Source organism: Bradyrhizobium sp. 61 (assembly GCF_023073075.1).
GTDB classification, from domain to species: domain Bacteria; phylum Pseudomonadota; class Alphaproteobacteria; order Rhizobiales; family Xanthobacteraceae; genus Bradyrhizobium; species Bradyrhizobium barranii.
Map to the genome: position 1 here is coordinate 158,056 of NZ_JADPIU010000035.1, position 13,544 is coordinate 171,599.

Consider the following 13,544-nt stretch of genomic DNA (forward strand, 5'->3'; position numbering starts at 1 on the left):
GAAAGAGCAACTCATGGCGCAAACAGTGGCCGACAGAACACTGAGCCATCTGGATCGCGAGCTTGTCGCGTCGCTAAACGACTTCCACGATCCGAACCAAGAGTGGCGCCGCCTGTTCTCGGAGCTGCTCGGAACGTTCTTCCTCGTCCTCGTGGCCGCCGGTGGCGGCATGATGGGGCAGGCCTTTCCCGGCACGATCAGCCGTGCCGCTGCGGTCGTCGCACCCGGTCTGATGGTGATGGCGATCATCCTCTTCATGGGCAAGGTGTCCGGCGCTCATCTCAATCCCGCGGTCAGTATCGCGTTCTCGGTGCGTGGCGACTTCCCATGGCGTCGCGTACCGGGATATATCGTCGTGCAGTTGATCGGGGCGACGCTCGCGGCACTGTTCCTGCACGCCGTGATCAACGTGTCGGCCAGCTACGGGTCGAACTATCCCGCGTCGGGATACTCCGCGTCCGATGCGTTCCTGATGGAGGCCGTGCTGACGCTCGGTCTCGTCAGTGTCATTCTCGGCACGGCGTCAGGCGCTCAGAACATCGGGATCATCGGCGCGATCGGCGTCGGCGCGTACATTGCACTCGCCGGGCTGTGGGGGAGCCCTATCTCGGGAGCGTCGATGAACCCCGCGCGCACGTTCGGCCCGAACTTGATCGCGACCGACTTCACGAGCTATTGGGTGTATGTCGCAGGTCCACTCGTGGGTGCAGTTCTCGCAGTGGGTGCAGCATGGGTGCTCCGCGGTGCCGGCGGCGGCCGCGCAGGCTCAGGTGCGGCACAGGGGAGCCTTTTCACCGAAGTCGAGCACCCGGAGAAAGGGTGAGGCGCAGGCATAATGGGTCATGAACTCTCGCTGTTCGTGGGTACGTTCGCGACTTTGCTCGCGATAATAAATCCGTTCGAGGTCCTGCCGGTCTATCTGAAGATGCTGGAGGGCAAGGACGCCGCCACACATCGCAAGGTGGCATGGAAAGCTTGCCTCTATGCGCTGCTTCTATCTCTCTTTTTCTTGATCTTCGGAACGCTGATCCTACGCTTGTTCGGCGTGCCGCTGAGCATGGTCCGCATCGTCGGCGGGATCATCCTGATGAAGATCGGCTTTGAACTATTTTCACCATCCGCTTCCGGTGGCGTGATTCCGGCCAGCGGCGCGGATCAGAGCGGTAACATAGCTTTCGTGCCGCTTGCGATGCCGCTCATGTGCGGACCAGGCGCTATCGCCACCATCCTCGGCATGACTGCCACGATTAAGCGATCATCAGCGGAACTGGCCTCCTTCGTAGCGATCGTCGTGGCTATTTTCGCGACGATGGTCGTCACCTACCTGTGTCTGGCATATGCCGGGAAACTTTTCGACAAGCTCGGCGCAATGGGGATCGATGCTATCACCCGAATAGTTGGCTTCTTCGTCTCTGCGATGGGCGTTGCGCTGATCTTCGACGGTATCATCGAGGCATTGCAGACGCATGGTGTGACGATTCTGCGTTGAACTAGCTGTTGGTGGTGCCACGCAAATTCCGGGGCGATCTTGACCTCGGATGTATTCTGCCAATCGGAGATTTGTTCTGAACCGAACCGAACCGAGTCCGAGGTGGACCGTATTACGCGGCGTCGGGAAGTTGTCCGCCCACAGTACAAAGGACGCGATCATCCACTTCGGACACCGAGACACAAGTCTCGTTGCGCGCCAGGTTGCCGTGTCAATTAACCGGGAACAGCAACGCGACAGTAGTTCGCAGTGACCAGGCCGGAGCGCCAGTCGGACGTATCACGTTGTAATAGGCTTGAATCGATGCGTTGATCGGTTGATCACCCACTCTGAAAACCCGACCGATACCGCCGCCGACCGGCACTGTCCACCGCTCCCCCGACGCCGCGAGCCAATCCGCGGTGATGATGGGTGACGTGTTCAGGTACCAGCCGTGCGCCATGTTGTAGTTGGCGAAGGGTTGGGCGAGGAAGGCGTTGACAGGCGGTCGCAGCGGATTGCCGCCGACCGACCACTGGTTATTGAGCAATACACCGATCACCCAATGTGGCGGCGTGACCACTAACACGGCCGTTGGGCCGAACAAGAATTTACCGGTCCCGAGGATGGGATCGTTTGCGGACGGAACGGTGAAGACTGGTCCCACGCCCCAGATCAGCGGCCCGGGATGCACGGGGGACACAAACAACGATTGAGTAATGTCGCCAATCCCGTTGGTGTTGCTGTCGAAGAACGGACTTGGCTGGCTCACCAACGGAATGATGGTACGTGAGATTACGTTCCAGTCATCGTTTAAATGCATGGGCACGACGGGTTGAATGTTGAGTACTTCCTGAGTGCGATTGAATGGTCCGGTATTGAAATTGGTGTTGCTCTGAAACGGCACGCTGACCAAATCCGCGATCGGGTTTTGTGATTTCTTCTGTAGATCTTCGTCGTCCGAAGGCTCGTGGGAATGCTTCGGCGCCTCGACCTCCGCGGGAAGGCCGCTTTCGAATTTATAATTGATGCCAGCTTTGACCATTTGAAGGTCGCGGTTCAAAGCGACCGAGGGGACGATGGGAGAACGCCAGTTCGATAGCCCAAGATAATCGTATTCGAGTTTGACGGTCCAATGCGACTTGAAGCCGTATTCGATGCCAGCGCCCGCCAACCAGCCGGTGTTCGTGCTGGTCCCGTTCCAAGCGGCGCCGGGGAGGTTCAAAGTAGCGCTGCTGTTGACCCAGCCGCCGCCAAGCTTGGCGAATACGAGCCATCGATCATCCACGAGGCCGACACGGCCCGCCACGGTGCCGATCCAGTGTTGATCTACAAAGGCTAATGTCGGAGCAGGAAAGACCGGATGACCGAAGCCGGCTCCATCGAACTCACCTTCGACACCAAACAGAAAGTGGCCGGCCTGGAAGTTATAGCCCGCCTGCACGCCTCCAACGAATTCAGTCAGGCCGCCATACAGATTGTTGCCGGAAATGTTCAGGCTGCCGTTGGACCATCCCCCACCGAAGTTGGCACCAACATAAAACCCTCCCCAATTATACAATGGTGCCGCGATTGGTGCTTTGTATATCGGAGCTTTGACGGGCAGGTCGGACGCAAGAGCGGGTCCGCTCAACAATCCTGCCGCGATGCAAATGAGGAAAACTTTCTGCACTGTCGCCTCCTCAAGGTCGGCCACAACTCGCAAACATATGACCAAGAAGGTCTCTGACCAATCAACTTGTTTGACCTGCATCAAGCCTAGCTTGCAATGTCGATGCAGGTGACATTTCGGCAACAACGAAATTGAGGATCTTCGTGCCGCTTCGTGTTCTTTAAGTGAACATTGTTGTCTGACTTTGCGATCGTCTCCTGTTTGAGAACGCGCTGCGCGATCTGGCAGTGATGCATTGGAATTTGTGCCCATGGCGGTCATCAGCACCGCAATAGAAGTTTCGGCTAACGAGGAGGTTGCTGCCTAGCCGGCTTCCCCACGTCTTGGCCGTACAGGGCCTTGGCGTAATCGCTTCTGGCGTGAGAATCGACGGTATCCTCGAATGGGCGAGCGGCCACAGGTGCGGCGAAGACTGACGCTAGAACGACGCCGACGAGCGTGAGCTTGAGGTTCATCGTCTGGCAACTTTGCTCTTGGTCACACTCGATTACCAATAAGCAGTCGTGATGCTCAATATGCGACCTAGCAACGGCTGGCATCGCGTTGCAGCAAGAGACGCCGGCGAACGGCGATGCGAGCTTGTTTTTTTCTCACTCGTTGGTGGTGGGCCGAAAATAGAATCGGTGGCACAAACTGCATACCCAACATTTCCAGCTATGAGAGGGTTGCAGTAGATCTGCCGTGGCGCCCGATCGGACTTGGGTTACCGAATGTGGCTCTTTGGTCGCAGCATTGATCTTTCTTGCGATAGATCTATCCCCGTTGAATTTTACATGATGAGCCCCGATCGCCTCGGGGGTACGCTGTCGCCGGATTGTATTCGGAGGTAACACATCTTACGAGGCACGACATGACAGTGAGCATTGCACTGGCGGCGGGGCAAAGTGAGCGATCGAAATCAGCACGTCGGCGCAGACTTGGCGTTGCTGCATTCGTCTTGACGTCCGCGATCATTGGTTTTTCCCAATGTGCGTTGGCCGATGAAGGCGGCGTCAGCTTCTGGGTCCCCGGTTTTTTTGGAAGCTTGGCGGCTACACCGCTGCAGCCGGGTTGGTCGCTGACGAATATCTACTATCACACCTCTGTCTCCGCCGGCGCCGACGTCGCGCGTGCGCGTGAATTCACGCTCAACAGGGTTCCGGTCAACGGCACCCTCAATGCAAATCTGAATTTGAACGTCAACGCCACGGGCGATCTTGGCTTTGTGCTCCCGACCTATGTATTCGCGACGCCGGTGCTCGGCGGTCAGGCGTCGGTGTCCCTCCTGGGAGCCTATGGTGTCGTCGGCACCAGCTTGGCAGGGACTTTGTCCGGTGTGATCTCGGCGCCGCCGCTCGCCGCTGTTCCCTTCGCGCGGTCCGACACCATCAGCGACACCACATGGGGCTTTGGGGATGTGGCGCCGGTATTCCAATTGCGCTGGAACGCCGGCGTCCACAACTACATGACCTATATCATGGGCGACATCCCGGTTGGCGCTTACCAATCCACGCGCCTGTCGAATATAGGCATCGGACACGGCGCGATCGACGCCGGCGGCGGCTACACCTATTTCAATCCGCAGACCGGCCACGAATTCTCCGGCGTGCTCGGCTTCACCTACAATTTCAAGAACACCGCAACGCAGTATCAGAATGGCGTCGACATGCACTTCGACTGGGGTGCATCGCAATTCCTGTCGAAGCAGGTCATGGTTGGACTCGTGGGGTATGTCTATAAGGAGCTCGGCTGCGACAGCGGTTCAGGCGACAGCGTCGGCTGCTTTCGGTCGCAGGTGGTCGGCATCGGCCCCCAGATTGGATTCCTGTTTCCGGTCGGCGACATGCAGGGCTATCTCAATTTAAAGGCTTACGGTGAGTTCGCTGCGGAAAACCGGCCATCAGGCTGGAATACCTGGGTCACCTTCTCTATCTCGCCGCCCGCGCCCGGAGCACCTCCGACGACAAAGCCCATCGTTAGAAAATTCTAGCAGCTATCAAGCTGCGGCTGTCAGTTTGCTGATCATTCTTTGCAACACGCGGGCAACCGGTGGCACCTGGTCCCCGTCGAAGCTCGTTCCGGTGACCACCACCGAGGCCGTAGTGCCGGCGCGTAGCAGGCGTCGCCTTCGCGCGCGATTCCTTTGCGATCTCGCCCGCCGCGCCTGAAAGTACCGTCACGCCGACCCGGCACATGGTGACAAAGCAAGGCACGCGCCCTTGACCCCCGCCTTCGGGGAAGGGCGGCACGTAGCCGGGTGGCGATCCGACCGCTAATTCACCGTCAGCTTCACGCCGAGCCGCCCCGCAAGCTCCTGCACGAACTGCCAGGCAACGCGGCCCGAGCGGGAGCCGCGCGTGGTCGACCATTCCAGCGCCTCGCGCTCCAGCGCCTCGTCATCGACCTCAATGCCGAAATGGCTGCAATAGCCCCGCACCATGGCGAGATATTCGTCCTGGCTGCAGCGGTGGAAGCCGAGCCACAGGCCGAAGCGATCGGACAACGAGACCTTCTCCTCGACCGCTTCGCCGGGATTGATCGCGGTCGAACGCTCGTTCTCGATCATCTCGCGCGCCAGCAGATGACGGCGGTTGGAGGTGGCGTAGAGGATGACGTTTTCGGGGCGGCCCTCGATGCCGCCTTCGAGCACCGCCTTGAGCGACTTGTAGGACGCATCATTGCCGTCGAAGGACAGGTCGTCGCAGAACACGATGAAGCGGAAGGACGAGGCGCGAAGCTGTTCCATCAGCGCGGGCAGGCTCTCGATGTCCTCGCGGTGGATCTCGATCAGCTTCAGCTTGTCGGCCGGTTTGCGCTCCGCGTTGATGCTGGCATGCGCCGCCTTCACCAGCGACGACTTGCCCATGCCGCGCGCTCCCCAGAGCAGGGCATTGTTGGCCGGCAGGCCGTTGGCGAAACGCTCGGTGTTCTCCATCAGGATGTCGCGCATCCGGTCGACGCCCTTCAACAGGAACAGCTCGACGCGGCTGACCCGCGGCACCGCAGCGAGGCGGCCGTCGGGGTGCCAGACATAGGCGTCCGCCCGCTCGAACGATTCGCGTTCGGCGGCCGGCTTGCCCTGGGCGGCGAGGTGCGCCGCGATCGTCTCCAGCGCGCGGACGATGCGATCCTGGGGGAGGTCCGGGGCAGGGTTAGCGACTGCCTTGGGGGGTGCCTTGGGACGTTTTGCCGCGACGCGGGCAGGCGTCCTGGCAGGGGTGCGGGGGCCTTTGCCGGCCGGGCTTTTGCTTGGTTTTTTGGGCATGTCCGAAGTTCCTGAGAACGCAGCCTTATCGGGCCTGAGGGCGCGCCGCAAGGTGGCCAAATCGACGGTCTGGCAGCGTTGCAATTGGGGCAATGGCCGCTATAGTCCGCGCGAATTTGACCGAACCGGTCGCCTTTGAGGGCCTGACCGGTTTTCCCCCGTTTCCACGAGGATCGTCCGAATGTTCATTACCCCTGCGTATGCCCAGGCCGCGGGCGCCGGCGACACCAACAGCATGTTGATGTCGCTGCTGCCGTTCGCCCTGATCTTCGTGATCATGTACTTCCTGATTCTGCGCCCGCAGCAGAAGAAGGTGCGCGACCATGCCGACCTCGTGAAGAACATCCGCCGCGGCGACACCGTCGTGACCTCTGGCGGCCTCGTCGGCAAGGTCACCAAGGTCGTCGACGACGACCAGATCGAGTTCGAGATTTCCGACGGCGTGCGCGTGCGGCAGATGCGCCAGATGATCTCGGGCGTGCGCGCGAAGGGCGAGCCGGCGAAGGAATCCAAGGATAGCAAGGAAGCCGCCAAGGACGACGCCGCGTCGAAGTGAGCGCTTCCGCGAGCATCCCAATCTCCTGATCTGACAGGTCCAGTCGATGTTGTATTTCACGCGGTGGAAGGCGCTCGGGATTATCCTGACGGCGCTAATCGTGTGCCTCTGCGCGGTGCCAAACTTCTTCCCCGAAGCGCAGGTCAAGACCTGGCCCGCCTGGGCGCAGCGCCGGCTCGTGCTCGGCCTCGATCTCCAGGGCGGCTCCTATCTGCTGCTCGAGGTCGATTCGAGCTATGTGAAGAAGGAGAGGCTGGACCAGGTCCGCGACGACGTCCGCCGGACCCTGCGCGATGCCAAGATCGGATTCACCGGCGGCGTGACCGTGCGCAACGACGCGGCCGAGGTTCGCATCACCAAGGAATCCGACGTGCAGCCGGCGCTCGCCAAGCTGCGCGAGCTGTCCCAGCCACTGGGCGGACTGATGGGATCCAGCGGTCAGCGCGACCTTGAGGTGACCGATGCCGGCGGCGGCGTGATCCGCCTGGCGATTCCGCAGGCTGCGATGCTCGACCGCATGCGCAAGACCATCGAGCAGTCGATTCAGATCGTCGAGCGCCGCGTCAACGAGCTCGGCACCGTCGAACCGGTCATCCAGCGCCAGGGCAACGACCGCATTCTGGTGCAGGTCCCAGGTCTTCAGGATCCGACCCGCCTGAAGGAATTGCTCGGCAAGACCGCGAAGATGGAATTCCGCATGGTCGATGCGTCCGTGCCGCCGGATCAGGCGCAGCAGGGACGGTTGCCGCCGGAATCCGAGCTGCTGATGAGCGCCTCGCCGCCGCCCACGCCCTATGTGGTCAAGAAGCAGGTGCTGGTCGCCGGTGGCGACCTGACCGACGCCCAGGCGAGCTTCGACCAGCGGACGGGTGAGCCGGTCGTCAGCTTCAAATTCAACACCTCGGGCGCGCGCAAGTTCGCGCAGGCCACGCAGGAAAACGTCGGGCTGCCCTTCGCGATCGTGCTCGACAACAAGGTGATCTCGGCGCCCGTCATCCGCGAGCCCATCACCGGTGGCCAGGGCCAGATCTCCGGCAATTTCACGGTGCAATCGGCCAACGATCTCGCGATTCTCTTGCGCGCCGGCGCGTTGCCGGCGCCGCTCACTGTGGTCGAGGAGCGCACCGTCGGTCCGGGCCTCGGCCAGGATTCGATCGAGAAGGGCGAGCTTGCGGCCTATGTCGGCTCGATCCTGGTCATCATCTTCATGCTGCTGACCTACCGGCTGTTCGGCGTGTTCGCAAACATCGCGGTGGCCATCAACGTCGCCATGATCTTCGGCCTGTTGTCGCTGCTCAACGCCACGCTGACGCTGCCCGGCATCGCCGGCATCGTGCTCACCGTCGGCATCGCGGTCGACTCCAACGTGCTGATCTACGAGCGCATCCGTGAGGAGCTGCGGGGTGGCCGCAATGCGATTTCGGCGATCGACGCCGGATTCAAGCGGGCGCTTGCGACCATCCTCGATTCCAACATCACCACCTTCATTGCCGCCGCCGTGCTGTTCTACATCGGCACCGGCCCGGTGCGCGGCTTTGCCGTGACGCTCGGCATCGGCATCATCACCACGGTGTTCACCGCCTTCACGCTGACCCGGCTGATCGTAGCCTGGTGGGTGCGGTGGAAGCGGCCGCAGAGCGTGCCGATCTAGGAGCTAAGACCGTGACTCACTACGTTCTCATCGGCCTTGGCATTCTCATTGCCGTTCTCACCGTGGTCGCAGCGCTCGGGCTGCTGCCGTCGCTGCGCATCGTCCCGGACGATACGCATTTCGACTTCACGCGCTTCCGCCGGATCAGCTTCCCGATCTCGGCGGCGCTTTCGATCGTCGCGATCACGCTGTTCTTCACCCATGGCCTGAATTTCGGCATCGACTTCCGCGGCGGCACGCTGCTGGAAGTGCAGGCCAAATCCGGCGCCGCCGACATCGCGGCGATGCGCACGACGCTCGATGCCTTGCATCTCGGCGAAGTCCAGTTGCAGCAGTTCGGCGGCCCCGAGAACGTCCTGATCCGCGTCGCGGAGCAGCCGGGCGGCGACGCCGCCCAGCAGGAAGCCGTACAGAAGGTGCGCGGTGCGCTCGGCGATTCCGTCGAATATCGCCGCGTCGAGGTGGTGGGACCGCGCGTTTCCGGCGAGCTGCTGGCGTACGGCATGCTCGGCCTGATGCTCGCGATCGTCTCGATCCTGATCTACCTCTGGTTCCGCTTCGAATGGCAGTTCGCGCTCGGCGCCATGATCGCCAACGTGCACGACATCGTGCTGACGATCGGCTTCATGTCGATCAGCCAGGTCGATTTCGACCTGACCAGCATCGCGGCCCTTCTGACCATTCTGGGCTATTCGCTCAACGACACCGTCGTCATCTACGACCGTATCCGCGAAATGCTGCGCCGCTACAAGAAGATGCCGATGCCGCAGCTGCTCAACGAGTCGATCAATTCGACCCTGTCGCGTTCGATCATCACCCACTTCACCGTGACGCTGGCGCTGCTGGCTCTGCTGCTGTTCGGCGGCCATGCCATCCACAGCTTCACCGCGGTGATGATGTTCGGCGTGGTGCTGGTCGGCACCTATACCTCGATCTTCATCGCGGCCCCGATCCTGATCTATCTCGGCGTCGGCGAGCATCGCGAAGATGCGCCCGATACGGCTACGCCGGCGAAGAAGAACAAGGCATGATCCGAACCGCATGCCCTCGCAGGCGTTTGCGAGGGCAGTAAGCTCATTCGGACGAAGCACATGGCCGGCGATCCCAACGCACCGCATTTTCCCCGCTCGGCGCCGATCGAGGCCTATGGCAAGGGCGGCTTCGCCTTTGCCGGCATGTCGCATCGGGGATCGCTGCTCTGCCTGCCCGACGCGATCTGGGCCTGGGACGTGACGGACCCGACGAAGATCGACCGCTATTCGCTGGATCGCGTCTTCACGGCGGCCAACAGCATCGACACGCTTCTGATCGGCACCGGAACCGGCGTCTGGTTGCCGCCGCCGGACCTGCGGCAGGCGCTGAAGGCGGTGAGGGTGGTGCTGGATACGATGCAGACCGGTCCCGCCGTGCGCACCTACAACATCATGATCGGCGAGCGGCGCCGCGTTGCGGCCGCGCTGATCGCCGTGCCATGAGCAGCGCTGCGCCTCCGGCCGATTCCGTCGCCTTCTGCGCCGGCCTCGTGCGCAGCCATGACTTTCCGCGCTATGCCGCAACGCTGTTTGCGCCGGCCGCCGAGCGCCAGGCGCTGCTGGCGCTCTATGCCTTCAATGTCGAGATCGTCCGCGTCCGCGATCAGGTGAGCCAGCCCTTGCCCGGCGAAATCCGCCTGCAATGGTGGACCGACATGCTGTCGGGCCACGTCCACGGCAGCGCCGAGGGCAATCCGGTGGCGGCGGAGCTGTTGCGTGCGATCAGCGATTTCGACCTGCCGGTCGAGCCGTTATCGCTGCTCGCCGACGAGCATCAGTTCGATCTCTACAACGATCCGATGCCGACCTTGGCGGCTTTGGAGGGTTATCTGGACGCGACCTGTTCGGCATTGTTTGGCCTCGCGGCCCGGGTCATGGCGCCACCTTCGGAGGCGGCCGAGCATGTCGCAAGGCATGCCGGGCTCGCCCAGGGCATCGCGCAGGTGATTGAGAATCTGCCGCGCGATTCGGCGCACCGGCAACTGTTCCTGCCGCAGCAGCTGCTGGCGGCCCATGGCTGCCAGATGGAGGACGTGTTCGCCGGCAAGGAGACGCCAAATCTGCATGCGGTGCTGGGCCAGCTCGTGGGCGAAGCCGAGCAGCATTTGACGACGGCCTTGTCGTTGTTGCCGGAGGTGCCGGCGCCGGCACGGCCAGCGTTTCTGCTGCTGAGCCAGGTGCGGGGTGACCTCAAGCGCCTGTCGCAACCCGGGCGCAATCCGTTTGCATCGCAGCCCCCGTCGCGGCTGCGCACGCTATGGACGCTGTGGCGGGCTTCACGTTCCCGGGAATTTACCAAATAGCGGCCGGCTTATCGCCTCAAACGGCCAAATGCTCTATGCTGTCCTATGGCTGAGTTGTCCCAAAACACGTCCCCCGATCTCAGCGGCCTTCCGGTCGCTCTGGGCGACATTCATGCCGCCGCCGACACCATCCGCGGCGCCGTCGTCGAGACGCCCTGCAGCTACAGCCGCACGCTGAGCAACATCTGCGGCTGCGACATCTGGCTGAAATTCGAAAACCTCCAGTTCACCTCCTCGTTCAAGGAGCGGGGTGCGCTCAACCGGCTCACCGCGCTGACGCCGGAGGAGCGTGCGCGCGGCGTCATCGCGATGTCGGCGGGCAACCACGCGCAGGGCGTCGCCTATCACGCCAAGCGGCTCGGCATTCCCGCCACCATCGTAATGCCGGTCGGCACGCCCATGGTGAAGGTCGAGAACACCAAGCACCACGGTGCCGAGGTGGTGGTGACGGGCGCGACGCTGGAGGAGGCGGCCGCCTATGCGCGAAGCCATGGCGAGGCCCGCGGCATGATCTTCGTCCACCCCTATGACGACCCGCTCGTCATCGCGGGGCAGGGCACTGTCGGGCTCGAGATGCTGAAGGCGGTGCCGGAGCTCGATACGCTGGTGGTCCCGATCGGCGGCGGCGGCCTGATCAGCGGCATCGGCATTGCCGCGAAATCGATCAAGCCGACAGTGCGGATTCTTGGCGTCGAGGCCTGGCTCTACCCCTCGATGTACAACGCCATCCATGACGGCAATCTGCCTGCGCGCGGCGATACGCTCGCCGAAGGCATCGCGGTGAAATCGCCGGGCAAGATCACGACCGAGATCGTCCGCCGCCTCGTTGACGACATCGCGCTGGTGAACGAAGCCGAGCTCGAGCGCGCGGTCGCGACCCTGATCTCGATCGAGAAGACCGTCGTCGAGGGCGCCGGCGCCGCCGGGCTTGCCGCGTTGATGTCCGATACGTCCCGCTTTGCCGGCCGGAAGGTCGGCCTCGTCCTGAGCGGCGGCAACATCGACACGCGGCTGATCGCCTCCGTTCTGACGCGTGAGCTAGCGCGCGAGGGTCGGCTGACGCAGTTGTCGCTCGATATCCCCGATCGGCCCGGACAATTGGCTGCCGTCGCCTCACTGCTGGCCGAGGCCGGCGCCAACATCATCGAGGTCTCGCATCAGCGGACCTTCTCGGATCTGCCGGCCAAAGCGACGCTGCTTCAGCTCGTCATCGAGACCCGCGACAGCGCGCATCTCGACGAGGTCATGGCCAAGCTCGGTGCATCCGGCTTGAGCGCGCGCTGCACCTGAGTGGCGCGCGCCGCTATCGCGGCGCCAAACCCACGAGGTGGCCGATCAGCCGGTCGATCTCGGCTTCCGTGTTGTAGTAATGCGGGGAAGCCCGCACGACCGGTGGCAGCGAGCGGATTTCGGCATCGATGCGAGTACTCGCCGGATCTGAAGCGCCGATGGTGATGCCCGCCGCAGCGGCGCTGCTGACGATGGCGTCCGCCTCATACCCATCCAGCGTGAAGCTGACGATGGCGCCCGGTGTGCGTCCGAGGTCGCGAATGGTCACGCCGCGAACGGAGGCGAGGCCGCCGCGAAGACGGTCCGCAAGCAGACGGCAGCGCTGTTCGATCGGGCCGAGACCGATCGCGAGGGCATAATCGATGGCCGTGCCGAGACCGAGACGTGCCGCGTAATTGTTCTCCCATGTCTCGAAACGGCGGGCATCGTCACGGAGCCGATATTCACCTCGTGAGACCCAGGGCGCGGCGAAGTGATCGATCATCGGCGGCTCGAGCCGTTGCAGCATCCCGCGGCGGACGTAGAGAAAGCCCGTGCCGCGCGGGCCGCGGAGGAATTTGCGCCCCGTCGCCGACAGCATGTCACAGCCGATGGCTTCGACGTCGACCGTCATCTGGCCGACCGCCTGGCAGGCGTCGAGCAGATAGGGAATCCCGTGCGCCCGCGCGATCCTGCCGATCGCCGCCGCGGGATTGACCAATCCGCCATTGGTCGGAACCCAGGTGACGGCGATCAGCTTCACGCGTTCGTCGATCATGCGCTCGAGCGCGTGGACGTCGAGCTCGCCGGTGGCGTCGCTCGGCACGACATCGATGATCGCGCCCGTGCGCCTTGCGACCTGAAGAAACGCGACGTAGTTGGCTGCGCATTCCGCTTCGGCGGTCAGGATCCGATCGCCCTGGCGAAACGGAAGCGCGTAGAACGCCATCTGCCAGGCAATTGTCGCGTTCTCCATGAGGGCGATCTCATCGGGGGCGGCATTCAGAAGGCGCGCTACGGAGCCGTAGACCGCATCGAGCCGATCGGACTCGCGGTCGGCAGCAGCATAACCTCCGATCTCGCCCTCCAGATCGATGTGGTCCTTCATTGCCGCGACGACGGCAGTTGGCATGAGGGCCGCGCCGGCATTGTGGAGATAAGCGAGGCGGGAGGCGGCCGGGGTGTCGGAACGTATCCGGTCGATGTCGATCAATGCTGGTCTCCGCCTCTGCTATCCCGATCCCATGAATTAGGCGCGTTGACGAGCGCGAGCAAGCTTATGTGCTGCTTGGAACAAAATGGCGGATTATTGCCTCGTCTTGGTATCGGATTCCAAATCGGCGGCCGTT

The 13,544-nt window shown here is 62.7% G+C and carries 12 protein-coding genes; 9 read left to right on the forward strand and 3 right to left on the reverse strand.

Translation table 11 applies throughout. From position 1 onward, the window contains the following. Window positions 1-13 precede the first annotated feature (13 nt). Both IVB46_RS11130 and IVB46_RS11135 read left to right on the forward strand, forming a co-directional pair. Window positions 14-823, forward strand: a complete 810-nt coding sequence (locus IVB46_RS11130; protein WP_247305335.1) for an aquaporin — start codon at window positions 14-16, stop codon at window positions 821-823. 12 nt (window positions 824-835) lie between these two features. Next, window positions 836-1,489 (forward strand): MarC family protein, encoded by a 654-nt coding sequence (locus tag IVB46_RS11135; RefSeq protein WP_071913630.1) that lies wholly within the window; start codon window positions 836-838, stop codon window positions 1,487-1,489. Between the two features lie 211 nt (window positions 1,490-1,700). Here the strand turns inward: IVB46_RS11135 and IVB46_RS11140 are convergent, their stop codons facing one another. Continuing rightward, window positions 1,701-3,140 carry an outer membrane protein gene (locus IVB46_RS11140; protein ID WP_247305338.1) on the reverse strand — a complete coding sequence of 480 codons (1,440 nt, stop codon included), beginning with the start codon at window positions 3,138-3,140 and terminating at the stop codon, window positions 1,701-1,703. An 850-nt stretch (window positions 3,141-3,990) separates the two neighbouring features. Between IVB46_RS11140 and IVB46_RS11145 the strand changes: the two genes are divergently transcribed. Continuing rightward, complete coding sequence (locus tag IVB46_RS11145) at window positions 3,991-5,109, forward strand: transporter (protein WP_247305341.1); 1,119 nt, start codon at window positions 3,991-3,993, stop codon at window positions 5,107-5,109. A gap of 282 nt (window positions 5,110-5,391) precedes the next feature. On the opposite strand, the gene IVB46_RS11150 is transcribed toward IVB46_RS11145, so the two are convergent. Beyond that, the gene (locus tag IVB46_RS11150; protein ID WP_247305343.1) at window positions 5,392-6,384 is read right to left on the reverse strand and encodes an ATP-binding protein; all 993 of its coding nucleotides are present in this window, start codon (window positions 6,382-6,384) and stop codon (window positions 5,392-5,394) included. 181 nt (window positions 6,385-6,565) lie between these two features. Here IVB46_RS11150 and yajC point away from each other — a divergent pair, with 181 nt between their 5' ends. From yajC to IVB46_RS11180, 6 genes are read left to right on the forward strand one after another with little or no spacing between them, the layout of a single operon-like run. After that, window positions 6,566-6,940 (forward strand): preprotein translocase subunit YajC, encoded by a 375-nt coding sequence (yajC, locus tag IVB46_RS11155; protein ID WP_071913636.1) that lies wholly within the window; start codon window positions 6,566-6,568, stop codon window positions 6,938-6,940. A 46-nt stretch (window positions 6,941-6,986) separates the two neighbouring features. Continuing rightward, window positions 6,987-8,591 (forward strand): protein translocase subunit SecD, encoded by a 1,605-nt coding sequence (gene secD, locus IVB46_RS11160; RefSeq protein ID WP_071913639.1) that lies wholly within the window; start codon window positions 6,987-6,989, stop codon window positions 8,589-8,591. Between the two features lie 11 nt (window positions 8,592-8,602). Next, window positions 8,603-9,622, forward strand: a complete 1,020-nt coding sequence (gene secF, locus IVB46_RS11165) for a protein translocase subunit SecF (RefSeq protein ID WP_028152341.1) — start codon at window positions 8,603-8,605, stop codon at window positions 9,620-9,622. 60 nt (window positions 9,623-9,682) lie between these two features. Further along, complete coding sequence (locus tag IVB46_RS11170) at window positions 9,683-10,066, forward strand: MTH938/NDUFAF3 family protein (protein ID WP_028152342.1); 384 nt, start codon at window positions 9,683-9,685, stop codon at window positions 10,064-10,066. Then, the gene (locus IVB46_RS11175) at window positions 10,063-10,926 is read left to right on the forward strand and encodes a phytoene/squalene synthase family protein (RefSeq protein ID WP_247305347.1); all 864 of its coding nucleotides are present in this window, start codon (window positions 10,063-10,065) and stop codon (window positions 10,924-10,926) included. Before IVB46_RS11170 ends, IVB46_RS11175 begins: the two co-directional genes overlap by 4 nt. A 45-nt stretch (window positions 10,927-10,971) precedes the next feature. Further along, a complete protein-coding gene (locus IVB46_RS11180; protein WP_085404663.1) occupies window positions 10,972-12,216 on the forward strand; it encodes a threonine ammonia-lyase in 1,245 nt (414 codons plus the stop codon). Between the two features lie 13 nt (window positions 12,217-12,229). Here IVB46_RS11180 and IVB46_RS11185 read toward each other — a convergent pair whose 3' ends face one another. Next, complete coding sequence (locus IVB46_RS11185; RefSeq protein ID WP_247342737.1) at window positions 12,230-13,408, reverse strand: aminotransferase class V-fold PLP-dependent enzyme; 1,179 nt, start codon at window positions 13,406-13,408, stop codon at window positions 12,230-12,232. Between the last annotated feature and the right edge of the window lie 136 nt (window positions 13,409-13,544).